Annotated in this window: 17 protein-coding genes; 7 read left to right on the top strand and 10 right to left on the bottom strand. The window is 65.7% G+C overall.

The annotated features are described in order from the left end of the window. Window positions 1–275: 275 nt before the first annotated feature. From ligA to smc, 3 genes are read right to left on the bottom strand one after another with little or no spacing between them, the layout of a single operon-like run. Window positions 276–2399, bottom strand: a complete 2124-nt coding sequence (gene ligA / locus CEY05_RS29840) for an NAD-dependent DNA ligase LigA (protein ID WP_198952954.1) — start codon at window positions 2397–2399, stop codon at window positions 276–278. An 11-nt stretch (window positions 2400–2410) separates the two neighbouring features. Further along, the gene (locus tag CEY05_RS29835; RefSeq protein ID WP_088600905.1) at window positions 2411–3559 is read right to left on the bottom strand and encodes a cell division protein ZipA C-terminal FtsZ-binding domain-containing protein; all 1149 of its coding nucleotides are present in this window, start codon (window positions 3557–3559) and stop codon (window positions 2411–2413) included. A gap of 48 nt (window positions 3560–3607) precedes the next feature. Beyond that, entirely contained in the window at window positions 3608–7138 is a 3531-nt protein-coding gene (gene smc, locus CEY05_RS29830; protein WP_088600904.1) for a chromosome segregation protein SMC, read from the bottom strand. A gap of 444 nt (window positions 7139–7582) precedes the next feature. Between smc and lplT the strand changes: the two genes are divergently transcribed. Further along, window positions 7583–8899 carry a lysophospholipid transporter LplT gene (lplT, locus tag CEY05_RS29825; protein ID WP_088600903.1) on the top strand — a complete coding sequence of 439 codons (1317 nt, stop codon included), beginning with the start codon at window positions 7583–7585 and terminating at the stop codon, window positions 8897–8899. Between the two features lie 132 nt (window positions 8900–9031). Here the strand turns inward: lplT and CEY05_RS32040 are convergent, their stop codons facing one another. Next, window positions 9032–10213, bottom strand: coding sequence for a uracil-DNA glycosylase (locus tag CEY05_RS32040; protein WP_369826017.1), 1182 nt, complete (start codon window positions 10211–10213; stop codon window positions 9032–9034). After that, window positions 10206–11513 (bottom strand): tRNA (adenosine(37)-N6)-threonylcarbamoyltransferase complex dimerization subunit type 1 TsaB, encoded by a 1308-nt coding sequence (gene tsaB / locus CEY05_RS29815; RefSeq protein ID WP_088600902.1) that lies wholly within the window; start codon window positions 11511–11513, stop codon window positions 10206–10208. The genes CEY05_RS32040 and tsaB overlap by 8 nt, the downstream gene beginning before the upstream one ends. A 129-nt stretch (window positions 11514–11642) precedes the next feature. Between tsaB and ompR the strand changes: the two genes are divergently transcribed. The 4 genes from ompR (at window position 11643) to CEY05_RS29795 (ending at window position 15027) form a co-directional block, all read left to right on the top strand. Beyond that, on the top strand, window positions 11643–12377 hold the full coding sequence (ompR, locus tag CEY05_RS29810; protein WP_088600901.1) for a two-component system response regulator OmpR: 735 nt from the start codon (window positions 11643–11645) through the stop codon (window positions 12375–12377). A gap of 68 nt (window positions 12378–12445) precedes the next feature. Beyond that, on the top strand, window positions 12446–13810 hold the full coding sequence (locus CEY05_RS29805) for an ATP-binding protein (protein ID WP_088600900.1): 1365 nt from the start codon (window positions 12446–12448) through the stop codon (window positions 13808–13810). Window positions 13811–13864: 54 nt separating this feature from the next. Then, window positions 13865–14413, top strand: coding sequence for a peroxiredoxin (locus tag CEY05_RS29800; RefSeq protein ID WP_088600899.1), 549 nt, complete (start codon window positions 13865–13867; stop codon window positions 14411–14413). A gap of 95 nt (window positions 14414–14508) precedes the next feature. Continuing rightward, window positions 14509–15027, top strand: coding sequence for a carboxymuconolactone decarboxylase family protein (locus CEY05_RS29795; protein ID WP_088600898.1), 519 nt, complete (start codon window positions 14509–14511; stop codon window positions 15025–15027). 67 nt (window positions 15028–15094) lie between these two features. Here CEY05_RS29795 and ispF read toward each other — a convergent pair whose 3' ends face one another. Next, window positions 15095–15580: a 2-C-methyl-D-erythritol 2,4-cyclodiphosphate synthase gene (gene ispF, locus CEY05_RS29790; RefSeq protein WP_088600897.1), complete on the bottom strand. Its 486-nt coding sequence runs from the start codon at window positions 15578–15580 to the stop codon at window positions 15095–15097. Continuing rightward, the gene (locus CEY05_RS29785) at window positions 15577–16323 is read right to left on the bottom strand and encodes a 2-C-methyl-D-erythritol 4-phosphate cytidylyltransferase (protein ID WP_088600950.1); all 747 of its coding nucleotides are present in this window, start codon (window positions 16321–16323) and stop codon (window positions 15577–15579) included. The genes ispF and CEY05_RS29785 overlap by 4 nt, the downstream gene beginning before the upstream one ends. Before the next feature lie 203 nt (window positions 16324–16526). Between CEY05_RS29785 and mfd the strand changes: the two genes are divergently transcribed. Further along, on the top strand, window positions 16527–20000 hold the full coding sequence (gene mfd, locus CEY05_RS29780) for a transcription-repair coupling factor (protein WP_369826016.1): 3474 nt from the start codon (window positions 16527–16529) through the stop codon (window positions 19998–20000). A gap of 31 nt (window positions 20001–20031) precedes the next feature. Further along, window positions 20032–20889 (top strand): phosphoserine phosphatase SerB, encoded by an 858-nt coding sequence (serB, locus tag CEY05_RS29775; protein WP_088600895.1) that lies wholly within the window; start codon window positions 20032–20034, stop codon window positions 20887–20889. A 2-nt stretch (window positions 20890–20891) separates the two neighbouring features. Here the strand turns inward: serB and CEY05_RS29770 are convergent, their stop codons facing one another. The 3 genes from CEY05_RS29770 to CEY05_RS29760 form a co-directional block, all read right to left on the bottom strand. Further along, window positions 20892–21626: a hypothetical protein gene (locus tag CEY05_RS29770; protein WP_143220710.1), complete on the bottom strand. Its 735-nt coding sequence runs from the start codon at window positions 21624–21626 to the stop codon at window positions 20892–20894. Between the two features lie 238 nt (window positions 21627–21864). Next, window positions 21865–22545 carry a Fe2+-dependent dioxygenase gene (locus CEY05_RS29765; RefSeq protein WP_088600893.1) on the bottom strand — a complete coding sequence of 227 codons (681 nt, stop codon included), beginning with the start codon at window positions 22543–22545 and terminating at the stop codon, window positions 21865–21867. A 150-nt stretch (window positions 22546–22695) separates the two neighbouring features. After that, on the bottom strand, window positions 22696–25032 hold the full coding sequence (locus tag CEY05_RS29760; protein WP_088600892.1) for a catecholate siderophore receptor Fiu: 2337 nt from the start codon (window positions 25030–25032) through the stop codon (window positions 22696–22698). Window positions 25033–25262: the final 230 nt, after the last annotated feature.

The following is a 25262-nucleotide window of genomic DNA, read 5'->3' as shown; positions in this document are numbered from 1 at the left end:
GGCAGAGGTGCTTTCAGCTTGCTGTCGGTTTTTACGGCTTAGCGTATTCACCTAGGGTGGGAAAGCAACAACTTGCTGAACGAAAGCCAACTGTTAGCTGAACCTGATATGTCAAATTACTGAATAAAAACTGTCGTCTGTTTGAATTAATGCTGTCGATCAGTTGAACCGCCTGGAGGGGTAGCCGAGGATGAGCGCAAAAAAGCCCGGAGCGCCTTTCCGGCGACTCCGGGCCATCTTGTTTACTGAATGAATGCGAGCTTGCGGGCGGCTTTCTACTCGTCCACGGCGAGCAGCGCCTTCAGGCCGTCCTCATCCAGAATGGGGACACCCAATTCACGGGCCTTGGTGAGCTTGCTGCCAGCCTCTTCACCAGCCACCAGGTAAGCCGTCTTCTTGCTGACCGATCCGCTGACCTTGCCGCCGGCAGCAAGGATGTAGCGGGTGGCATCGTCGCGGGTCCAGTTGGGCATGGTGCCCGTCAGCACCACGGTCTTGCCCGTCAGGACGCCGCCGCGCGCCGCGGCTTCCGCCACCGGATGCACGCCATGCTTGCGCAAGGCATCGACGATTTCGCGGTTGTGGTGCTCGGCAAAGAAACGATGAATCGACGCCGCCACCGCCGGACCGACATCGGTCACCGCCAGCAACTGATCCTCGCTGGCATCCATGATGGCGTCCATGTCGCCAAAATGCCGCGCCACGTCGCGCGCCGTGCTCTCGCCCACATGGCGGATGCCCAGGGCGAACAGCAGCCGCCCCAGGGACGGCTGGCGCGCCTTGTCGATCGCCGCCACCAGGTTTTCCGCGGACTTGGCCCCCATGCGGTCGTACTCGGCCAATTCCTCGACCGTCAGGCCATAGATATCCGCCAGCGACTTCACGCGTTCCTTGTCTACCAGCTGCTCGACCAGCTTCTCACCCAGGCCTTCGATATCCAGGGCCTTGCGGCCAGCCGCGTGCGACAGGGTCTGCTTGCGCTGCGCCGCGCAGAACAAGCCGCCAGTACAGCGCGCGATCGCCTCCCCTTCGGGACGCTCGATAGCGGACCCGCACACCGGGCAGGACGTGGGATAGGTCCACGCGATATCGCTCGCCGCCACCTCGGCAGGCCGCTTGGCCAGCACCGGCCCGACCACCTCCGGAATGACGTCGCCAGCGCGGCGCACGATCACCGTATCGCCCTTGCGCACATCCTTGCGGCGGATCTCGCCTTCGTTGTGCAGCGTGGCATTGGTCACCGTCACCCCGCCCACGAACACCGGCTTGAGCCGCGCCACCGGCGTGATCGCACCGGTGCGGCCGACCTGCACTTCGATGTCCAGCAACTCCGTGGTCGCTTCCTCGGCCGGAAACTTGTGCGCCAGGGCGAAGCGCGGCGCGCGCGCCACGAAGCCCAGCACCTTCTGCGCGGGCAAGGAATCCACCTTGTAGACCACGCCGTCGATATCGTAGGGCAAGCCCGCCCGCAGCTTGCCGACCTTTTCATAAAAGTCGAGCAAACCGGCCGCGCCCCGCACCTGCGTGTTGTGCTTGACGTTGATGGGCAAGCCCAATTCGCCCAGCCACGCCAGCATGCCGCCATGCGTATCGCGCGGCAACGTCGAAGTCTGCCGCGTCCCCGGCGCCGGTTCCTCGTACTCCCCGTGCTGCGAACGCGGCAGGCCGTGCACCTCGCCCCAGCTGTAGGCAAAGAAGCGCAGCGACCGTTGCGCCGTGATGCGCGGGTCGAGCTGGCGCAGGCTGCCGGCGGCGGCATTGCGCGGATTGACGAAAATCTTCTCGCCGCGTTCGCCCTGCGCCTGGTTCAGGCGATCGAAGTCGGCGCGAAACATCAGCACTTCGCCCCGCACTTCCAGCACGTCGGGCGCGGCGCCCTTGAGCTTCAGCGGAATCGACTTGATGGTGCGGATATTGGAGGTGACGTCTTCGCCGGTCTGCCCGTCGCCGCGCGTGGCGGCCTGCACCAGCACGCCTTTTTCATAGCGCAGGCTGATGGCCAGGCCATCCAGCTTGAGTTCACAGAAATAATCGGTCTCGGCGTCCGCCCCCAGCAGGCCGGCGCTGCGCAAGGTGTCGGTGACACGCTTGTCGAAATCCTGCACGTCCTCGGCTTCGAAGGCATTGCCCAGCGACAGCATGGGCACCGCGTGCGTGACGCTGCCGAAGGCGGCCAGCGGTGCCGCCCCCACCCGCTGGGTGGGCGATTCGGCGGTGACCAGCTCGGGATGCGCCGTCTCCAGCTCGACCAATTCGCGCATCAGGGCGTCGTACTCGGCATCGGCAACCGAGGGCTCGTCCTGGACGTAATAACGGAAATTGTGCTGCTCGATCTCGGTCCGCAGGCGTGCTATGGCCTCCTGCGCGGGAGGCACCGCCCCCTTCTTCGATCCGTCCACCTTGGCCTGGCTCACGCAAATACCCGCAACGCGCGCTCGCTGCCGGCGCGCAGGCCAGCCTGCTCCAGCTGCGTAAACAGGACTTGCAGGCGCTCGTCGATGACCTGCGCCGACCCTTCGGCCAAAGGCTTGCCCTGGTCATCCACCAACTCGGCGCGCAGGCGCTGGGCCAGTTGATGACCCACATCCACCATGCGGCCGAAAGCATGTTCGTCCGCCGGGCTGCACGGCACATCCAGCAGCAGGTTCAGGCGCTCGACACCGCCCATGCCGGCATCGAAGGCCGCGCCATCGCCGCGCGTCAAGGTGAAGCGGGCCTGGCCTTCATCGGACACCCAGGCCAGGCGCGGGCCGTCGTGCACAAAGCCCAGATCGCGCGCCACCGCCAGCACTTCGGCCGCGGGCTGGGCGCTCCCCAGCAACAAGGTCAGGCCAACCTGGGTATCCAGGGCGGCGCAGGTGTCGTCCAGGCGAGCCGCGCGTTCCAGCACGGCCTGCTGATCGGGACCTTCGATGGTAGCTTCGAAACGTTCGCTCAGATCCTGCACGCGGGCCCAGGCCTGCGACCATTCAATGGCGGTCAGCGGGCCGGTACGGTTGGCCAGCAGCACGGCAATCTGCAGCGCGCTATACGACTCGTCGGCATGCAGGCGCGCCCGGTGGCGCGCGCGATCCGTCACGCCAAAAATACGGATGGGCTTGCGGCCCGCGCTGCGCAAGCCTTGCAGGCCCTGCTGCAGATCGGTGCCCCGCACCGGTTCGGCGAATGCCACTTCGATGACGACTTCGGTGGCGGGATCGGCTTCCTCGGTGTCGTCGCCTTCGGCCGTGGCGCCCGCGCCCGCCGCCGCGCCAGGCGCGGCCACCGTGCTCGCCATCGGTGCCGACCGGCCGCCGTTCTCGGCGACCGACGGTTCGCGCTTGCCCAGCCCGGGCTCGCGCCGCGCCGCCGCGGGGGTATCCCAAGCGGCGTCTTCATGCTTCGCGTTGCCACGGGCAGCAGGCTGCTCGCCGCCACCCAGCAGCGGATCGTGTTCATTGGTGGGGAAATGCGCCTGCATCTTGCGGCGCACCCGGCGGTCCTGCCACCAGTTGAATCCCAGCACCATCAATATCAGCAGGGCACCCACAACGATCAGGCTGATCTGCAAATCACTCATGTGTCTATACCGCGCCCCGAGGGCAGCGTCCCGGTAGGTTTTTCTAGATCAAGCGGTCTCGGTGGCCATTTGCACGGCGGCATCGATATCCACGGCCACGATACGGGATACGCCTTGTTCCTGCATGGTAACGCCAACCAGTTGCTTTGCCATTTGCATGGCGATCTTGTTGTGCGAGATGAAGAGGAACTGGGTCTGCTCGCTCATGCTGCTGACCAGGTTGGCGTAGCGTTCGGTGTTGGCGTCGTCCAGCGGCGCATCGACTTCGTCGAGCAGGCAGAACGGCGCCGGATTCAGTTTGAACAGCGCGAACACCAGCGCCGTGGCGGTCAGGGCTTTCTCGCCGCCCGACAGCAGGTGGATGGTGCTGTTGCGCTTGCCCGGCGGCTGCGCCATCACCTGTACCCCGGCGTCCAGAATCTCGTCGCCGGTGATCGACAGCTTGGCTTCACCGCCGCCGAACAGGCGCGGGAACAGTTCACCGAAGTGGCCATTGACCGTGTTGAAGGTGTCCTGCAGCAACTCGCGGGTTTCGCGGTCGATCTTGCGGATGGCGTCTTCCAGGGTCTCGATGGCCGTCATCAAGTCTTTCTGCTGCGAATCCAGGTAATCCCTGCGCTCGCGCGAGCTGTTCAATTCGTCCAGGGCGGCCAGGTTGACCGAGCCCAGGCTATCGATCTGGCGCGAGATCCGCGTCACCTCGGATTGCAGCCAGTTGGCGCGGCGCCATTCGTCGGGGCGGTCCGCCAGGGATGCGGCCAGCGCGGCCCGGTCCACTTCGTGCGCGTTGAGCTGTTCGGTGAACTGCTCCTCGGCCAGGCGCGCGGCCTGTTCCTGCAACTGCAATTCCGTGATGCGGGCGCGGCGCGGCTCCAGGGTCTGTTCCTGGCGCACGCGGTCTTCGTCGGCGCCGCGCAGTTGCGCCGCCAGGTCGTCCATTTCGATACGGGCGCGCTGCAGCGCTTCTTCGCGTTCGGCGCGCAGCTCCAGGGCTTCCTGCAGCCCGGCCTGGGCGGCGCTGGCATCCAGCTCGAACAATTCGCCCTGCAGCTGTTCCAGTTCGCCGCTGGCGCGCCGGCTCTGGTCCACCGCCAGTTGCTGGTTGCGCTGCAGGTCCAGGATGCGGGCCTCGATGCCACGCTGCGCGAATTCGGCTTCGTGCACGGCGCGTTCCAGGTCACGCAGCGCGGTCCGCGCGGCGTCGGCCTTTTCCGCCAGCGCCTCGCCGTCGATCTCGGCATCGGCGAAGCGCGACTGGTGCTCGGCCAGTTCCTGGTCCAGGGTCTCGAAGCGGACCTCGGCGTCCTCGCGGGTGGCGCGCAGGTCCTCCTCGTGCGAGGTGATCTCGGCCAGGTCTTCGCGCAGGCGCTTGCCGCGCTCGCCGGATTGTTCAGCCTGCTGCTGCAGGCGCGAATGCTCCAGCTGGATGTCGTGCACCCGGCGCGTCACTTCGGCCACGCGCTGGCGCGCCGGGCCCAGCGACTGCGAAACCTGCTGCCAGGCCGTCTCGGCACGTGCCACGGCGGCGCGCGCCTGGTCGGCGATCAATTGCTGGGCCTTGACCTCGCGCTGCAGATTGGCGATTTCCGTCTGCCGGGCCAACAGGCCGGCCTGCTCGGAATCCGGCGCGTAGAAGCGCACGCTGTGGGCATCGACCAGATGGCCGCTCTTGACCACGTAAACGGCGTTCGCCGGCAGCGCGGCCCGGCCGGCCAGGGCCTGGGTCATGTCGTCGGCCACGTAGACGTCGCGCAGCCAGTCGCCCATCAGGCTGCGCAGACCAGGATCGGTCAGGTGCAGCATGGTGGTCAAGGGCGTCAAGCCTGCGCTGGCGGCCGGCGCGGGTCCGGGCGCGGGCGCCTGGAAGAAGGCCAGCCGCGCGGGCGGCGCGTCGTCGACGAAGGCCTTGGCGAAGTCCAGATTGCGCAATTCCAGCGCCGCCATGCGTTCGCGCAACACGGCTTCCAGCGCGGTTTCCCAACCGGCCTCGACATTCAGCTTCTGCCACAGGCGCCCCAGGCCAGCCAGTTCGTGCTTGGCCAGCCAGGGCTCCAGGGCGCCCTGCTTCTGCACATCTTCCTGCAACTTGACCAGGGCCGAGAGGCGCGCTTCCAGGCGTCCCAGGGTCTGCGCTTCGCGCTGCGCGGTCTCCTGGGCCTTGCTGCGTTCGGCGTCGGCCACCGGCACGCGCTCTTCCAGTTCGGCCAGCTGCCCCTGGGCCTCTTCCAGCTGCTCTTCGCCGGCGGCACGGTCGCCCGCCAGCTGTTCCAGATGGGCCGGGTCCGGCGTATGCAATTCGCGCATTTCCTGCTGCACACGCTCGCGGCGCTGCTCCAGGGTCTGCAACTGGCGATCGGCATCGCGCTGGGTTTGTGCCACCAGCGCCAGGTTCTGCTCCACGCGCGCCAGGGCGCCCCGCATGTCATCGCGCGAGGCCGCGGCGTCACGCACGCGGGCCTCGACCGACGGCAGTGCCGCCTGGGCATCCTCGGCGCGGGCGCGGGCTTCGGCGGCGCGTTCGCCGGCCATCGCCAGGTCTTCCTCGGACTGGGCGATCTGCTCGGTGCAGTGGGCCTGCTGGGCGTCCCATTCGGCGATCTGCGCCTGCAACTGGTCGCGCCGGGCCTGCACCCGGTTGCGCGAATCGACGACGTGGCGGATCTCCGCTTCCAGGCGGCTGACCTGGCCGTTGGCCTCGTACAGGCCGCCCTGGGCGGTGTGGACCCGGTCGCTGGCTTCGTAATGCGCCTGCCGGCGCGCTTCCAGCGCGGCCTCGCCGGCGCGCAGTCCAGCCATCGCCCCTTCCAGCTCGGCCTGGGCTTTTTCAATGTCGGCCGACTTTCTTTGCCGTTCGTCGCGGGCGCCGGTTTCCTTCAGGAACCACAAGGCATGCTGCTTCTGCTCGCCGTCGCTTTGCAGCTCGCGGTACTGGCGCGCCACCTCGGCCTGGGCTTCCAGCTTGTCCAGCTGGCTGCCCAGTTCACGCAGGATGTCTTCCACGCGGGTCAGGTTTTCACGCGTATCGGACAGGCGGTTTTCCGTCTCCCGGCGGCGCTCCTTGTAGCGCGACACGCCGGCGGCTTCTTCCAGATAGACCCGCAATTCCTCGGGGCGCGCCTCGATCAGGCGGTTGATCATCCCCTGCCCGATGATGGCGTAGCCACGCGCGCCCAGGCCGGTACCCAGGAAGATGTCGTGGATGTCGCGGCGCCGCACCTGCTGGTTGTTGACGTAGTAGCTGCTGGTGCCGTCACGGGTCAGCACGCGGCGCACGGCGATTTCGCCGTAGGTGCTCCATTGGCCCGCCGCACGTCCTTCGCTGTTGTCGAACACCATTTCGACCGACGCGCGGGCGGCCGGCTTGCGGTTGCCGGAGCCGTTGAAGATCACGTCCTGCATGGATTCGCCACGCAGTTCGGACGCCTTGGCCTCGCCCAGCACCCAGCGCACCGCATCGATGATGTTCGACTTGCCGCAACCGTTGGGACCGACCACGCCCACCAGCTGGCTGGGGACGGGGATGACGGTCGGGTCGACGAACGATTTGAAGCCGGCGAGTTTTAGCTGGGTGAGACGCACAATAGATCAGGGTCGGACGGGAGGGTTGAACGAGGCGTTGAACGGACCTGCCGGACAGATAGCAAATCGGCCCCTGGGGGCCGACGCAGACACACGACCCAGGGGCCGCGTGGAATCAATTCGGGCCCTATGATACCCCAGGTGAAACCCCAAGCTGGTACGCCAAAGGCGGGCCATACGCACGATAGGTATGCCAACGATGCACTTGATTACCTCGGCGATGCCGCATCTTCTGATATTTTGAATTTCCGTGCAGCCCCGCCCAGGGGGCGCCGGACGCTATACTCGCTGACACTTTTTTTTTCTTGCCGGGCCATCTCATGCCCAAAAGCGGCGCTGGTGGGCCATGAAGTGGCCAGTCCGCGAGCGTGGGAGACCCGGCGCAGCCTATTTGGAAGACGGCGAACGCCGGTAACTGGACGGCAACGTCGCGCGGGGACACTTTTGAAACGAGGCTTTTTCCTGGTCATGGCCGCACAGGCCCTCTCGTCATTGGCAGACAATGCGCTGTTCATCGCGGCCATCGCCCTGATCGAGGAATTGCGCGGTCCGGACTGGATGACGCCGGTCATGAAGTGGTCCTTCGCGCTGGCCTATGTGCTGCTGGCGGCCTTCGTCGGCGCCTTCGCGGACTCCTACCCCAAGGGCCGCGTCATGTTCGTGACCAACGCCCTGAAGGTGGCCGGCTGCCTGCTGATGTTCTCCTATGCCAGCCTGGGCATCAGCCACGGCCACCAGGTGTACCTGGTCAGCGCCGCCTATGCCCTGGTGGGCGTGGGAGCCGCCGCGTATTCGCCCGCCAAGTACGGCATCGTCACGGAAATGCTGCCGCCCAGCATGCTGATCAAGGGCAATAGCTGGATCGAAGGCCTGACGGTGTTTTCCATCATCCTGGGTACGGCCCTGGGCAGCGCGCTGATTTCCCCCTGGGTCTCCCATACCTTGCTGCACTGGCCGCTGGTGCGCCGCCTGGCCCACACCCCCGCCGAGGCCGCCATCCTGGTGATCGCCGTCGTGTATCTGGTGGCAGCGGTGTGCAACCTGCTGATTCCCAATACCCACGTGCGCTATCCGCCGCAGCAGAAAAACCCGATCAAGCTGATCTCGACCTTCGGCGGCTATGTCCGCATCTTGTGGAAGGATCGCCTGGGCCAGATTTCGCTGGCGGTCACCACGCTGTTCTGGGGCGCGGGCGCGACCCTGCAGCTGATCGTGATCGAATGGGGACGAACCCAGCTGGGCTACAAGCTGAGCCAGGCCTCGATCCTGATGCTGGTGGCGGCGGTGGGTACCGTGATCGGGTCGGTGCTGGCCGGCCGCGTGCCCCTGCGCCGCGCCCTGGACGTGCTGCCCGTCGGCGCCCTGATGGGCGTGGTGGTCCTGCTGATGCCCTTCGTGCACGCTACCTGGAGCGTGTATGCCCTGCTGCTGCTGATCGGCGGCCTGGCCGGCTTCTTCGTGGTGCCGATGAACGCGCTGCTGCAGCACCGGGGGCACGTACTGCTGTCGGCCGGCCATTCCATCGCGGTACAGAACTTCAACGAGCAGTTGAACATCCTGCTGATGGTGGCGATCTACACGGTGCTGCTGTACCTGAACCTGCCCATCGGTACCGTGATCTTCATCTTCGGCTCGGCCGTGGCCCTGCTGATGGTGGTTTTCATCCGCTGGAGCTACAGCAACCTGCGCAAGACGCCGGAATTGCTGGACCAGATCGGCCAGGAAGGGCACGGCCAGGCGCTGGAGCACGGGCGCCACTGAGCCGGGGACCAGGGCCACGACCTGGACCTGGGACTGGGACCTGGGACCTGGGACTGGGACCTCGGGCCCCGGGCCGGCGGGCCGCCTCGGACCCGCGCCTGCCCTGGGGCGCCCCCTGCCGTGGGCAGGAATCTACTCTCCGGTGACGGCGAGTTGCAGATCCTTCCAGCTGCGCGCTTTCTCGTTCGGACTGCGCAGCAGATATGCCGGGTGATAGCTGACCACCACGGGAATTTCGCGGCCGTCGGTACGCAAGGTATGCACGCGGCCGCGCAGGCTGCCCACGGCCGCGTCGGTACCCAGCAGGGTCTGGGCGGCGAAACGTCCCAGCACCAGGATCCGTTCCGGCTTGAGCAAGGCGATCTGGCGCAGCAGATACGGACTGCAGGCGGCGATTTCCTCGGGCTTGGGATTACGGTTGCCGGGGGGCCGGCACTTGATGACGTTGGCGATGAAGACATCGTCCTGCCGGGTCATGCCGACCGACGCCAGCATGGCGTCCAGCAATTGCCCGGAGCGGCCCACGAAGGGCAGGCCCTGGCGGTCTTCCTGCTCACCCGGCGCCTCGCCCACCACCATCCAGCGTGCCGACTGCGCGCCGTCGCCGAACACGGCCTGGCGGCGGCCATTGCACAGGCCACAGGCGGTGCAGGCGGTGACCTGCTCGCGCAATTGTTCGAAATCCAGGGTGTTGACGTCCGGCATGGGCGCCGTCGGGGCCTGTTCGCCCTTGGCCGACCCGGCCGACCTGGCTTGCGGGGCGGATGACGGCCGCGCGCCCTGCCCGCGCGCGGCGGCCAGGGCAGCCGCCGCCGTAGCGGCGCCCGCGTCCGGCGGATTGCCGGCCCGCGCAGCGGAGCCATCCGCTGCATCGGGACCGAGATCGGCACCGAGATCGGCACCGAGATCGGGACCGGCAACGTGACTGGCGCCAGTATCCGCTTCGTCACCGGCTTCGATTGCAGCGGCCATGGCGCCGGTTGCGCCACGAGCGGCGCCATCCATCGTGGTACGCGCAGCGGCGGTGTTCGCGGCGGCCCGCCCGGCCCCAGCGGCTGCGTTGCCCGCGTTGCCGGCCTGCGGCGATCCCGGCGCGGCCAAGCCCCGTGCAGCAGCAAGCGCAGCGGCGGCGCCCCCCGCGGCGGGCAACTGGATCGCGTCAGCGCGGCCATCCGCGCCTGCGCGCGCCACCGCGCCGGTGTCCGGCTCGGCGGCTTCCTGCCGCGCCCATACTTTCTCGATGCCAAGCTCGCGCAGCCATGCCCGTTGCAGGCCACTGACGCGCAACGGCGCCGGGGCTCCCGCCTCAGTCATTCCCTGCTCCCTCGTCTTGCGACAAGCGCTTCTGCATCACCACGGCGTCCTCGCGTTGTCCTTTGCCGGCCGGATAATAACCGCGCCGCACGCCTATCCGCAGAAAACCGTGCCTTTCGTAAAACGCCAGGGCACGCGTATTGGACGGACGCACCTCCAGCAGCAGCCCGCTGATTCCGCGCCCCACCGTGCGAGCCTCGCACCATTCCATCAAATGGCCGCCAAGCCCTTGACCGTGCAGGGTCTTTTCCACCGCGATCACCAGCAGATGGGACACATCCGGAGCGTGCATCAGGATGCAGAAGCCCAGCAGCCGGCCCTCGCGCCGAACCCCGCACGTGTCGTAGCCGGACGCCAGCGCGTCAGCGAAGTTGCCACGCGTCCAGGGAAAGGCCTGCACCGCGGCTTCGATGCGGGCCATCTCGTCCAGATCATCGCCATGCAGCGGTCCCAGCTCGGCGCCCCTTAATCCCACCACCCGCGGCGCAGGCGTGGGCGGCAGGATCTGCGACGACGGCGCGGCCGGCTGGGCCTTGGGATTGCCCCCCTGCCCCTGCATCCGCTCCGCCGTCGTGAACGCCACCTTGTCGCGCACGTAGAGCGGCGCCGCCAGCTCGGCCGCCATGGCTTCGCCCCGGCGCCAGGCCTGCGCGGCCAGCCGCGCCACCTGGCGCGCCTCGGGCCGGGTGGCGTCAAACCGGGGCCAATCCGCCGGCGGCGCCATATGTGCCCCCAGGCTGTCCCAGGCATCGCCGGCAATCACCACGGACAAGGGCAGCGCGGCCTGTTCGCTCCAGCGTCCCACCTGGGCTTCCACCCAGGGTACGGCCTCGGCCGCCGCGATCAGCATGGGCGCCTGCAGCACTTGCCAACGGGTGTCGTCCGCCGCGCCATCGACCCGGCGATAGACCGCCAGGTAGACCTCGTCCATCCGCGCATCCAGGGCCACCACCAGCGCCTGGTCCGGCCGTGCCGGCACCAAAGCGGCCACCGCCTGGTGCGACACCACCGGCAAAACGGGGATGTCGCGCGCCAGTGCAATGCCCTGGGCCACCCCGCAAGCGACCCGCAATCCGGTGAAGCCACCGGGGCCCTGGCCGAAGGCGACCGCATCCAGGTCGGCCACGTCCAGCCCCGCCTGCGCTAACAATTCACGCGCCATGGGTAATAAACGCTCGGCGTGCTCCTGGGCGCCCTCATGCTCCTGGATGAGGACCTGCGGATTTTTCGGATCGCCATGGAGTAGGGCCACGCCACAGCGCGAAGAAGACGTTTCCAGAGCGAGAAGGGTCAGATTCATGGAGAAAGATTGTACGGAAAACCCGTATCTGCCTAGTTTGTAAGGGGGATTTCTACTGATATTCCCAATGTGTAATATCTTGTGAACGCCCACTAGCGGTCCAAAATCCGCGCTGTTACATTTGCCGCCATGAACACGCAAAACACTACCCCCACCCGAAAGGTCCTGGTCGTCGACGACGATCCCCGCTTGCGCGACTTGCTGCGGCGATACCTGTCTGAACAGGGATTCAACGTATTCGTAGCGGAGGACGCCAAGGAGATGGGCAAGCTCTGGCAGCGAGAACACTTCGACCTGCTGGTGCTGGACCTTATGCTTCCCGGCGAAGACGGATTATCCATCTGTCGCCGGCTGCGTGGGGGCCATGACAACACCCCCATCATCATGCTGACGGCCAAGGCGGAAGAAATCGACCGCATCGTCGGCCTGGAAATGGGTGCGGATGACTACCTGTCCAAACCTTTCAACCCCCGGGAATTGCTGGCCCGGATCAATGCGATCCTGCGCCGCCGTGGTACCGAGGAACACCCCGGCGCGCCCAGCCAGGAAAACGAATCCATCAATTTCGGACCGTACGTCCTGAACCTTTCGACCCGCACCCTGACCCGCAACAACGAGCAGGTGCCGATCACGACGGGTGAATTCTCCGTGCTGAAGGTGTTTGCACGCCACCCGAAAATCCCGCTGTCGCGCGACAAATTGATGGAATTGGCGCGCGGCCGCGAGTACGAAGCCTTCGACCGCAGCTTGGACGTTCAGATCTCGCGCTTGCGCAAGCTGATCGAACCCAATCCGTCGAAGCCGGTATTCATCCAGACCGTCTGGGGACTCGGCTACGTCTTCGTCCCGGACGGCGGTAGCTGATCCATTCCCACGGGCGGGGGCATGAGGGGCGACGTCCCTGCCCTGCCCGTGCAGGATCTTCATAAAGCATGGCGTCGCGTATACGTCTAGGGCTGTTCGGCCGTACTTTTCTCCTGCTCGCCGCCTTGATGCTGGTCAGTCTCGGCGCTTGGTTGCAGGTGTTTTTCAGTATGGAGCTGGGACCGCGCGCCAATCAAATGGCGCAGCGGGTGATTACGGCCGTCAATATCACTCGTACGGCCTTGGTGTATTCCCAGGCCGATGAACGCAGCAAGCTGCTGCTCGACCTGGCCACCAATGAAGGTATCCAGGTCTATCCCCGTGAGGTCACCGACTTCGCAGAACCCCTCCCCCACGACGATTACTGGCAGCGCGTTGCCGACCATATCCGCTCGCGCTTCGGCCCGGAAACGCAGATTTCATGGGGCGTGAACCAGGTTCCCGGTTTCTGGGTCAGTTTCCAGATCGATCACGACCTTTACTGGCTGGTGTTCGAGCGGGAGCAGATAGGCTTGACCGGCGGCATCGAGTGGCTGGGCTGGGGCGCCACCGCGCTACTCCTTTCCCTCGTAGGTGCTGCCGTCAGCGTGGGCTTCGTCAACCGGCCGCTGTCGCGCCTGGCCAGGGCGGCGCAGATCCTGTCGCGGGGCGAGACCCCTTCGCCCCTGCCGGAAAACGGTCCGGCCGAGATCCGCGACCTGAATGCCTCGTTCAACCGCATGGCGAAGGACATCCGCCAGACCGAAGCCGACCGGGAATTGATGCTGGCCGGCATTTCGCACGACCTGCGCACACCGCTTGCACGCATGCGCCTGGAAATCGAGATGAGCGGCGTGTCGGAAGACGCGCGCCAGGCCATCGACGAGGACCTGGCGCAGATCGACCACAGTATCGGCCAGTTGATGGAGTACGCGCGCCCCGCCGGTACCTTGCCGCAGATGGCCACCGATATTTCCCTGGTGCTGACCGAACTGCTGGAGCGGGAACGCAGCCACACCGCCTCGACGGGCGGCGAGCTGGAGGCCTTCATCACGCCCGGCCTGCGAGCCCGCATCACCGCGCTGGACCTCAAGCGCATCGTCAGCAACCTGATCGAGAACGCACGCCGCTACGGCCGCTCCGGTGACGGCCAGGCGCATCTGGTCATGGCCGTGCAACCCGAAGGCAATATGATCGCCATCGAGGTTTCCGACCGCGGCCCGGGCATCGCCAGCGACGACGTCGAACGCCTGCTACGTCCCTTTTCTCGAGGCGAGGCGGCGCGCACGGGTGTCAGCGGCGCGGGATTGGGATTGGCTATCGTCGAACGGTTACTCAAGCACGTCGGCGGCTCGCTGAAAATGCTGCCCCGACAAGGTGGTGGCCTGACCGCGCGGATAGAATTACCCAAAACGAAGGTTAGGAATTATCAATTAGACAGTGAAAATCAATAGCGTAGAATTTAACGCTTGTAAGAATTTTCACCACCAACAAACTCTGGAGTTTGCATGAAAACAGTTGGCGATAAACTCGAGCCCTTCAAGGTTGCTGGCGTCAAGCCCGGCTTCAACCAGCACGAAGAAAACGGCGTGTCGGCCTTTGAAGACATCACCGAGAGCTCGTTCCCCGGCAAGTGGAAGGTGATCTACTTCTACCCGAAGGACTTCACCTTCGTGTGCCCGACCGAAATCGTCGGCTTCAACAAGCTGGCCAAGGATTTCGAAGACCGTGACGCCGTCCTGCTGGGCGGTTCGACCGACAACGAATTCGTCAAGCTGGCCTGGCGCCGTGAGCATCCGGACCTGAGCAAGCTGGGCCACTACCAGTTCGGCGATACCACCGGCGCCCTGGTTGACCAACTGGGCATCCGCGAGAAGTCGGCCGGCGTTGCGCTGCGCGCCACCTTCATCGTCGATCCCGACAATGTCATCCAGCACGTTTCGGTGAACAACCTGAACGTCGGCCGCAACCCGGAAGAAGTGCTGCGTCTGCTGGACGGCCTGCAAACCGACGAACTGTGCGCCTGCAACCGCACGGTTGGCGGCAGCACGCTGTAAGCACGATGCGCGGGCCTGACGCTCCGATGGAGTCTTCAGGCCTGTCCAAGCCCGGCTCGCCGGGCTTTAACAGCCTCAGATGATAGGTAAAAACTATGGAATTCCTCCAAGCTATCAAGGAACAAGTGCCTGACTGGGCCAAGGACATCCGCCTGAATCTGGATTCGGTGATCGGCCGTTCCACCTTGACGCCTGAAGATGCCGTCGGCGCTGCCCTGGCTGCCGCCTTCGCCGCGCGCAGCCCCGTCCTGGTCGAAGCCTTCAAGACCGGCTTGTCCGAAACCGACGCCAATGCCGCGCTGACCGCTGCCTCGCTGATGGGCATGAACAACGTCTGGTATCCCTACGTGGAGATGTCCGGCGACGCCCAGTTGAAGGGCATGCCCGCGCAGCTGCGGATGAACGCCTACTCGACCAGTGGCGGCGTGGAAAAGAAGCGCTTCGAACTATTCGCGCTGACCGCGTCCATCGTCGGCAAGTGCCATTTCTGCGTGCAGTCGCACTATGCCCTGCTGAAGCAGGAAGGCTACAGCACCGAACAGCTGCGCGACGTCGGCCGCATTGCCGCCGTGGTCAACGCCACCGCGCAAGTGCTGACCGCGCAAGGTAAATAACGCTGGTTGCGGTTCAAGAGAAAGGCCGACGGAATGAATTCCGTCGGCCTTTTTTCCGCGGTACTGCCTACGTCCGCGCCAGCAACGCCACCACCGTGGCGGAGATGCCTTCCTTGCGCCCCAGATAGCCCAGGCCCTCGTTGGTCTTGGCCTTGACGTTCACCGCATCGGCCGCCACCCCCAGGTCCGCGGCGATATTGGCGACCATGGCCGGCGCGTGCGGCCCGATCTTCGGTGCTTGCGCATGCACCGTCGCATCGACGTTGACCACCTGCCATCCGGCCGCCGCCACCTTGCCCATGGCCGCCCGCAGCAGCACCCGGCTATCGGCGCCCTTGTATGCCGCGTCCGTATCCGGAAAATGCCGGCCGATGTCGCCCAGCCCGGCGCCACCGAGCACCGCGTCGGTCACCGCATGCAGCAGCACGTCGGCATCCGAATGCCCCAGCAAACCGTGGCTGTGCGGAATCGTCACCCCGCCGATGATCAGCGGCCGGCCCTCCACCATGGCGTGCACGTCGAAGCCTTGTCCCACACGGAACGGGATAGTCATAGCCATTTTTCCATCAAGTCGAAATCATCGGGCCAGGTCACCTTGAAGTTGCGCAAGGCGCCTGGAACCAGCAAAGGAGCGTGGCCGGCCGCTTCCAGGGCCGAGGCCTCGTCGGTGACCGGCACACCATCGCGCGCAGCCGCATGCAGCGCAGCGGCCAGCATTCCCGCGCGGAACATCTGCGGCGTCTGCGCCAACCAAAGCCCATCGCGGTCCACGGTACGGGCCACGCGACAAGCCGGGTCCGGGTTCGAGGTGGGGGCCGCGGCCGGGCGGGAGGCCGACCCAGGACCCGAGCCCGAGCCCGAGCCCGAGTCCGAGCCCGAACCCGAACCAGGGGTCCGGGCACCTTTGACCGTATCGGCCACCGGCAAGGCCAGCAGTCCGCCTACCTCATCGCCCAGGCAGGCATCGATCAAACGCGCCAGCGCATCGGCCGGCAAACCAGGACGCGCCGCATCATGCACCAGCACCCAGTCATCCGCCCCCGCGCCGCTGTCGGCCAGCGCATTGGCCACCGTCCCGGCGCGCGTCGACGCTCCGCAATAGCGCAGCACCGTGCGGGGCAGCCCCGCCAGCGCCTGCGCGGCCCAGGGATCGTCGGGCGCCACGGCCACCCGCACCTCGCGGATACGCGGGTCCGCCAGCAGCGCGGCGACGGCAAGGCGCAGCATGGGCTGGCCGCGCAACAGCCGGTATTGCTTGGGGAGCGGCGCCGCGCCAGCAGGGGTGGGCACGCCCATTGCACCGGCCGAGACAGCGGACTCGCCCGCGGGCAGGCCAAGGGACGCGCCCGCAGGCAGGCTGCGGGACGAGCCGGCGGCCATGCCACCGGCCAAAGTCCCCCCGGCGTCAAGCCGTTGAGCGCGACTGCCGATACCGGCGGCAGGAACGAGAGCAAGAAGAGATACGGACATAGGCCGGTGATTTTATAATCCTTCCACTCATGTCAGCTGAATCCACCTCCATGCCCACGGCCGCGACGGCTCCCCTGGTTCCGGCGACCGCTTCTTTGCTGGCCGCACTCAAGCCTGGCGCCCGCTATGCCCACCCCCGCCCACCCGGTTCCGGCGATGCCTGGCTACTGGCCGATCTCGCCTTGCAGGCGGGCCGCCCACTGGTCATCCTCACCGCGGATCCCCTGGAAGCGCAGCGCCTGGCCGAGGAAATCCGCCTGTTCGCGCCGAGCTTGCGCGTACGCCAGTTGCCCGATTGGGAAACCCTGCCGTACGACGCCTTCTCGCCGCACCACGACCTGATTTCCCAGCGCCTGCAGACCCTGGATGCCCTGATGCATCGCGCGGTCGACGTGCTGACGGTGCCGATCACCACCGCCTTGTACCGGCTGCCGCCGCCCAGCTTCATGGCGGCCTACACGTTTTCGTTCAAGCAACGCGACAAGCTGGACGAAGCGGGCTTGCGCGCCCAACTGACCCTGGCCAATTACACCCACGTCACCCAGGTCACCGCGCCCGGCGAATTCTGTCTGCGCGGCGGCCTGATCGACCTGTTCCCCATGGGATCGGTGGTGCCGTACCGCATCGACCTGTTCGACGACGAGATCGAATCGATCCGCGCTTTCGACGTCGACACCCAGCGCAGCCTGTACCCGGTGAATCAGGTGCAGCTGCTGCCGGGCCGCGAATTCCCCATGGACGAGGACGCGCGCAACCGCTTCCGGGCACGTTTCCGCGAAGTCTTCGAAGGCGATCCCTCGCGCGCCACGCCCTACCGCGACATCGGCACCGGCATCGCGTTCGCCGGCGTGGAGTACTACCTGCCGCTGTTTTTCGAGGAAGTCGCCACCCTGTTCGACTACCTGTCCGCCGGCACCATCACGGTCACGCTGGGCGACATCGACGAAGCCATGCGCCGCTTCAGCCAGGACACGGGCAGCCGCTACGAATTCCTCAAGAGCGATCGTGAACGCCCCGTGCTGCCGCCCGCCAGCCTGTTCCTGGACGGTGAAGGCCTGTTCGGCCATCTCAAGCAGTTCGAGCGCCTGGCGCTGACGGCCGACGCCAAGCATCCGGACATCGGCGCGGCCCCCGACGTGGCCGTCCTGCGCCGCGCCGACGACCCCGTCAGCCGCCTGCGCGCCGTGGTCGACAGCGGCGCATGGCGCGTGCTGCTGTGCGCGGACTCGGCCGGCCGCCGTGAAACGCTCAGCCAGATGCTGGCCGAATACAACCTGCAGCCGGACGCCGAGCCCGCGTCCATCGAGGACTTCCGCGCGTCCCACAGCGAACTGGCCCTGCTGGCCGCGCCGCTGACCACCGGCTTCAGCCTGCCCGGCGAACGCATCGCCTTCATCACCGAGAACGACCTCTACCCCGGCCAGGGCGCCACCGCCCGGCGCGGCCACCGTGCCCAGGAACGCGCCAGCAACGTCGAAGCCATGGTGCGCGACCTGTCGGAGCTGCGCGCGGGCGATCCGGTGGTGCATGCCCAGCACGGCATCGGCCGCTATCACGGCCTGGTCAACATGGACATGGGCGAAGGCGAGATGGAGTTCCTGCATCTCGAATACGCCAGCGGCAGCACGCTGTATGTGCCGGTGTCGCAATTGCACGTGATCGCGCGCTATAGCGGCGCCGATCCCGACGCGGCGCCCCTGCACCAGCTGGGCTCCGGCCAATGGGACAAGGCTCGCCGCAAGGCGGCCAAGCAGGTGCGCGACACTGCCGCCGAGTTGCTGGACCTGTACGCCAAGCGCGCCGCGCGCGAAGGTTATTCCTTCAAGCTGCCTTTGAACGATTACGAGGCCTTCGCCGAAGGCTTCGGCTTCGAGGAAACCGCCGACCAATCGGCCGCCATCCAGGCCGTGATCCTGGACATGACCTCGGGCAAGCCCATGGACCGCCTGGTGTGCGGCGACGTCGGCTTCGGCAAGACCGAAGTGGCGCTGCGCGCGGCCTTCCTGGCGGTGGCCAACGGCAAGCAGGTCGCCTTGCTGTGCCCCACCACCCTGCTGGCCGAACAACACGCGCAGACCTTCAGCGACCGCTTCGCCGACTGGCCCGTGCGCGTGGTGGAGCTGTCGCGCTTCCGCTCGGCCAAGGAAATCGCCACCGCCATCCAGGGCATCAACAGCGGCGGCGTGGACATCGTCATCGGCACGCACAAGATCCTGTCCAAGGACGTGCAATTCAAGCAGCTGGGCCTGGTCATCATCGACGAGGAACACCGCTTTGGCGTGCGCCAGAAGGAAGCGCTGAAATCCCTGCGCGCCGAAGTCGACGTGCTGACCCTGACGGCCACGCCCATCCCCCGCACGCTGGGCATGTCGCTGGAAGGCATACGCGATTTCTCCGTCATCGCCACCGCGCCGCAGAAGCGCCTGGCAATCAAGACCTTCGTGCGGCGCGAGGACGGCAGCACCATCCGCGAAGCCTTGTTGCGCGAACTCAAGCGCGGCGGCCAGGCCTACTTCCTGCATAACGAAGTGGAGACCATCCACAACCGCCGCGCACGCCTGGAAGAACTGGTGCCCGAGGCACGCATCGCGGTGGCGCACGGCCAGATGGCCGAACGCGAACTGGAACAGGTGATGAAGGGCTTCTATCAGCAGCGCTACAACGTGCTGTTGTGCACCACCATCATCGAGACCGGCATCGATGTGCCCAGCGCCAACACCATCGTCATCCACCGCTCCGACCGCTTCGGCCTGGCCCAGTTGCACCAGTTGCGCGGCCGGGTCGGCCGTTCGCATCACCAGGCCTATGCCTATCTGCTGACGCCGGGCGAGGATGCCATCACCAGCAACGCCAAGAAGCGGCTGGAGGCCATCCAGGCGATGGAAGAACTGGGTTCGGGCTTCTACCTGGCCATGCACGACCTGGAAATCCGCGGCACCGGCGAAGTGCTGGGGGATTCGCAGTCCGGCAATATCCAGGAAGTGGGTTTTTCCATGTACACGGAAATGCTCAACGAGGCCGTGCGCGCGCTGAAGGCAGGAGAAGAACCGGACCTGGACGCGCCCTTCAACTCCGCCTGCGAAGTCAACCTGCACGCGCCCGCCCTGTTGCCCTCGGACTATTGCGCCGACGTCCATGCGCGCCTGGCGGTCTACAAGCGCCTGTCACACGCCGACGACGAAGACGAACTGATCCGCATCCAGGAAGAACTGATAGACCGTTTCGGCAAGTTGCCGGAAGCTGCCACCACGCTGCTGGCCACCCATCGCTTGCGCCTGGGTGCCGTGGCGTTGGGCATCGTCAAGATCGACGCCAGCGAAAGCCAGGCGCTGATCCAGTTCGGCCCCAAGCCGTCGGTGGAGCCGCTGCGCATCATCGACCTGGTGCAGAAACAGCGGCACATCAAACTGGCCGGCCAGGACAAGCTGCGCATCGAAATCAAGGGCCAGCAGATTCCGGCACGCGTCGATGCCGTACGCACCGTGCTGCGCGCCCTGGCCTGAGCCCCCCTGAACGAACCCTTCATACCTGAACATGACGATCCATCACCTGGTCCTGCAATCGCTTTCCCTCTCGGCCGAACAGACCGAACAAGTCGCCGCCCTGGCGCAGGCCCAAGGCCTGCAACGCATCAGCGCCACCGCCGCGCGTCTGCTCGACGTGCAGGACGACGCCGCCACCCGTGCCGAAGTGCGCGCCTGGTGTGAACAGCATGGCCTGGACCAGGCCTTCGTGCCGAAGGGCAGCCGCCTGGCCGATTGCAAGGTGCTGGTCATGGACATGGACTCGACGCTGATCAATATCGAATGCATCGATGAGATCGCCGACATCGCGGGCGTCAAGCCCAAGGTGGCGGAGATCACCGAGGCGGCGATGCGCGGCGAGATCACCGACTTTTCCGAAAGCCTGCGCCGCCGTGTCGCCCTGCTGGCCGGCCTGCCGGCTCGCGCGCTGGAGCAGGTGTATGCGGAACGCCTGCGGCTGAATCCCGGCGCGGAACGCCTGATCGAAAGCGCGCAGGCGGCCGGCATCAAGGTCATGCTGGTGTCGGGCGGTTTCACGTTCTTCACCGATCGCCTGCGCGAACGCCTGAAGCTGGACAGCGCCCAGGCCAACGACCTGGAAATCGACAACGGGGTGCTGACGGGCAAGGTGCGCGGCGACATCATCGACGCCCAGGGCAAGGCCGTGCGCTTGCGTGAATTCGCGCGCCAGCATGGCGCGGCGCCGGAACAGATCATTGCCATGGGCGACGGCGCCAACGACTTGAAGATGCTGGGCGCCGCCGGCTGGTCCGTGGCCTATCACGCCAAGCCCATCGTCCGTGAACAGACGCGTTACGCGCTGAATGTGTCCGGGCTGGACGGCGTGCTGAACTGGTTCGAGGGCTGAGATTATCCGCTCCCGGACTTCTCCATCGTCACGGAGCCCATGCCTTCGGGCAGGACGACCATCAACTGCCTCTTGTCATGGCGCGCCGGCGGTTTCCCCCGCAGACGGTTGAACGCCTTCTTGGCCTTGGCCCGTCCGTGAGGTTCGGGCACGCTGAGCAGGAAGAACTGCGCGCCCTGTGCGCGTAATTCCCCCAGGGTGGTCTCGACCTGCACGAAATCAGGATGCTCGACGGCCTCCCCCCAGCTGGGGCGCGTGTGCGAGACCTTCAGGCAGTTGGCTGAAATGTCCCCTGCCATCATCCGCGGCGGCTTGAGCCATGCGCTTTGTTTCAGCGAGGCCAGCTCATTGACGCCATCGTCAGGGGAAACGGCGACGCCGACATACTGCTCCATCGCATGTATGCTGACCACGCTCTCAAGTACGCGATCGCGCGCCACCCATTGCAAGTGATTCAGTATTTCGGTCTGGCCATCCTCCGCCGCGACGATGGCCTTGCCATCCGCCATCAGCGCATCCGGGGGCGCGAGCCTGAATAGGCGGGTGCCGTCGTGTACACGCAGCACGCCATCCGGAGAGTGCATCGTTCGGAATTCGATCCGTGTGGCCGGCGGCAGGTCATCGATATCCCTGGGACGGGTCCACGATGCCCTGAACGCCTTGGTGTCATGCCAGTTCAGCGAGGGCCGATCGCCGGGACTGCCGGTCGGGACAGCCCTATCGCTTGCCGACGACATACCGCTCAATCGCGCACGCGGCGCCGGGGCTGGACCGCAATGGAATGGCTGCACACCGCCGCCGACGGCCCCTTCGTCATGAACCGGACCGCCTTGGACGCAGCGCGATCCCGTGGTGATTCCCCTCAACATATACCCTCCTATGCGACGCAAGTCTGCTATAGGTGACGACGGGCGACGGTGAGTTGCACACCGGCGGCAAGCACGGGCCAGGCGCGCATTCACGCTTTTCTGACTGTCAGACCTCCGTCCACTCCCGCAGCAGGTTGTGGTAGTGGTTGGTCAGCGCCAGGATGTGCTCGCTCTCGCCGTGCTGCGCACGCAGCGCCTGGATGGTCTGGTCCAGTTCGAACAGCATCTGGCGCCGGCCGTGTTCGCGCACCATGCTCTGGATCCAGAAAAAACAGCCAGTACGCTCGCCCCGGGTGACGGGCGTGACGCAATGCAGGCTGCTGGCGGGATACAGCACCAGGTCACCGGCGGGCAACTTCACGGCATGCTCGCCGTAGGTGTCCCGCACGGTCAGTTCGCCGCCCTCGTAGTCATCGGGATCGCACAGGAACAGCGTGGCCGAAAGATCGGTGCGCAGCCAGCCCGGCGCGCCGGGAAACGCCCGCACGGCGCCGTCCACGTGAAAGCCATAGGTCTCGGCGGACGCGTACTTGTTGAAAAGCGGACGCACGGTTCGAAGGGGCAAGGCCGCGGAAAAATACGTGGCATTGCGCGCCAGCGCGCGCAGCACCACGTCCGCCAGCGACTGCGTCAACTCCGCGTTGTCGTCCAGCTGCCGGTTGCGCTTGACGCCCGCGCCTTGCGTCCCCACGGTGGCCCGGCCGTCGACCCAGGGGGCGGCATCCATGCGCTTGCGCAGCTCCCGCACTTCGTCGGGCTGCAGGATCTGGGGTATGTGCAGCATCATGGCAATGGCCTCGTAAAGATAGCGTGTCCGGAAAACGTCTCTGGCTCAGGTATGGGCCAGGCGCACGCCAGAACGGCACCGCCGGAAGCGGCCCATGGGGTATCCCCATGTCCTGCCTCCGGCGGCCTGCCCAGCTTTATGTCCGAACGATCAGAAGTGGATGTTCGCCGTCAGCAGCACGGTGCGCGGCGCGCCCGGGAAGTAACGATATCCGCTCTTGTTGATCGCCGCCACATAGTCCTTGTTGAACAGGTTGTAGACGTTGAACTGGAAGTCCAGGTTCTTGGTGGCCTGGTAGCCGGCCATGGCATCGAACACCCAATACGACTGCACGTGGTCCGGCGTGCCGACCGCGCCGTCCGTGCCGCGGTCCATGCTGCCTACGTAGCGCGCGCCGCCGCCGAGGCGGAAACCATACGGCAACTTATAGGTAGTCCACGCCGAGAACGCATGCTTGGGCGTGTAGCTCAGGTTGTTGCCGCCATTTTGCGTCACCGACGGACCGTTATCCACGGTGGCGTTCTGGATCGTGTAGCCGGCGGTGGCCGACCAGTTCTCCGTGAACTGGCCCGCCAGCCCCAGTTCCAGGCCCTGCACCTTCTTCTTCGCGGTCTGCGAGATGGTGCCGTCCGATTCGGTCTGCACGTCGTTTTCCACCTCGGTGCGGAACAAGGCAGCAGAGGCCAGCAGATTGCGGTCGAACAATTCCCACTTGGTACCCAGTTCCGCCGTCTTGGCCTTCTGCGGCTTGAAGTCGGGGCTGTTGGCGTTGGCACCGTCGGCCGCCAACGTGAAGGTGGAACCGCCCGGCGGCTGCTGCGACACGCCATAGTTGGCGTAGACATTGCCGTTGGCCGCGACGCGGAACAAGGTGCCCAGCTTCCAGTCGACCAGATTGCCCGACGCCTTGGTGTCGATGGTGCCGACCGGCGAACCGGTAGGCGCGCCGTTGCAAGACACCACGTTGCGACCGGTGCCGCCGCAAGCGGTGGCGCTGTCGTAGGTGGTGCGGTAGTGATCCAGGCGAATGCCGCCGTTGACCTGCCACCAGTCGTTCATTTCGACCGTGTCGAAGATGTAGGCCGCGACCGTATCGGTCTTGGCATGCGCATCGGCACCGTTGGGATGGATGCCCATGGCGCTGACGCTGCTGTCCGGGTCGTAAAGGTTGACCGGTGCTTCCGTCGCGGCGGACAGGCCGTAGTTGTATTGGGTCTCGCGGGTCAACTCGAAGCCGGCGCTGACGTCATGCTTGAGCGAGCCGGTATTGAACTTGGTCGTCAGGTTGGTCTGGTTGGTCAGGATCCGGTTGCTGACATTCTTCAGCGTCGGGGTGCGGGCGACGTACAAGCTGTACGGATCGCCGGCCCGGTAACCCGGCTGGATACCCGAGGTGTAGGGCGCGGTAGGCGCCGAAACCAGGAACGACGTCAGCAGGTAGTTTTCCTTGGTGCGCGCCCAGCGGGTGGTATTGCGCAAGGTGGTTTCGGCGTTGAAGTCGTGCTCGAAGCGTATCGTCGCCATGTCCGTGTCCACGTAGTCGTGGTCGGACGTCGTGCCGTAGAAATTATTGGTGTCGACCCTGGGCGCGTTGTTCATCCAGCCCAAGGCAGCGCTGGGCGCGCTGTAGCCCGGCAGGCCGATCGTCGGAATGCCGCCGTCCGGTACGTTGGTCTGGCGCACATGCATGAAGTTCAGGTACACGCGGTTGTCGGTACCCAGGCCCCAGGCCAGCGACGGGGCGATGCCCCAGCGGTTATTTTCGATCTGGTTGCGGCCGGCCTGGTCGGAATCCAGGCCCATGACGTTCAGGCGGAAGGCCGAGGTATCGCCCAGCTGGCGGTTCCAGTCCAGCGTGCCGCGCTTGTAGCGGGCGCTGCCAATGCCGGTGCTCAGGTCGAAGCTGTCTTCCAGCTTGGCCTGCTTGGTGTTCAGGTTGATCGAGCCACTGGGCGCGCTGCGGCCATAGTCCGAACCGGAAGGGCCTTTGATGACTTCCACTGATTCGGTGTTGAACATGTCGCGCTTGACCGAGGCCGTGTCGCGGATGCCGTCGATATAGATGCTGTTCGAGGTATCGAAACCGCGCAGGTAGATGGTGTCGCCCGTGCTAGTCGAACCGTTCTCACCGGCGAAGAAGGTGCCGGCTCCGGCCACGTTACGCATGGCATCGGTCAAGGTCGTGGCTTGCTGGTCGCGCATGGTCTGCTGCGTGATCACTTGCACGGTCTGCGTGGTGTCGACCAAGGGCTGGGTGAACTTGGGCGACTCAAGCTTGTTGGCCTTGTATTCGTTGCCGGTATCGGCGGTGGTCTTGACGGGCGCCATGGTGGTGGCGGTGCTCGGCGGCGTGGCGGTTTGCGCGACGGCCGGGGCGGCGTGTCCCAGCATGACGGTGGCCAGAACGGATGCAGCGGCCGTACCCATGGCGCTGCTGTTAACCAGCGCCCTTGCCGGCGCCCCCTTGCGGTTCGTGATGTAGGTCATGAGGCTTTCTTAAAATGATAACGACAATGATTCTTATTTGTTTGCGTCCTGAATCATACATAGACGAAGCTCCTCACACAATCTCCACAAAGCGCGTTTTTTCAAAAAGAGGAAGCTTCGTCGCCAAAGCGCCACAATTTGTGCAAGCTGTTGAACTGTCAGGATATTTTAAGTTTTTGGGTGCCAGAGGTTGGCTGCGCTTCAAAATCCAGAAACAAAAAACTTCGCCT

The organism is Achromobacter sp. HZ34 (assembly GCF_002209485.1).
Taxonomy (GTDB): domain Bacteria; phylum Pseudomonadota; class Gammaproteobacteria; order Burkholderiales; family Burkholderiaceae_B; genus Bordetella_C.
Note: the sequence above shows the minus strand (reverse complement) of the source record. Positions and strands in the feature narration are given on the sequence as shown.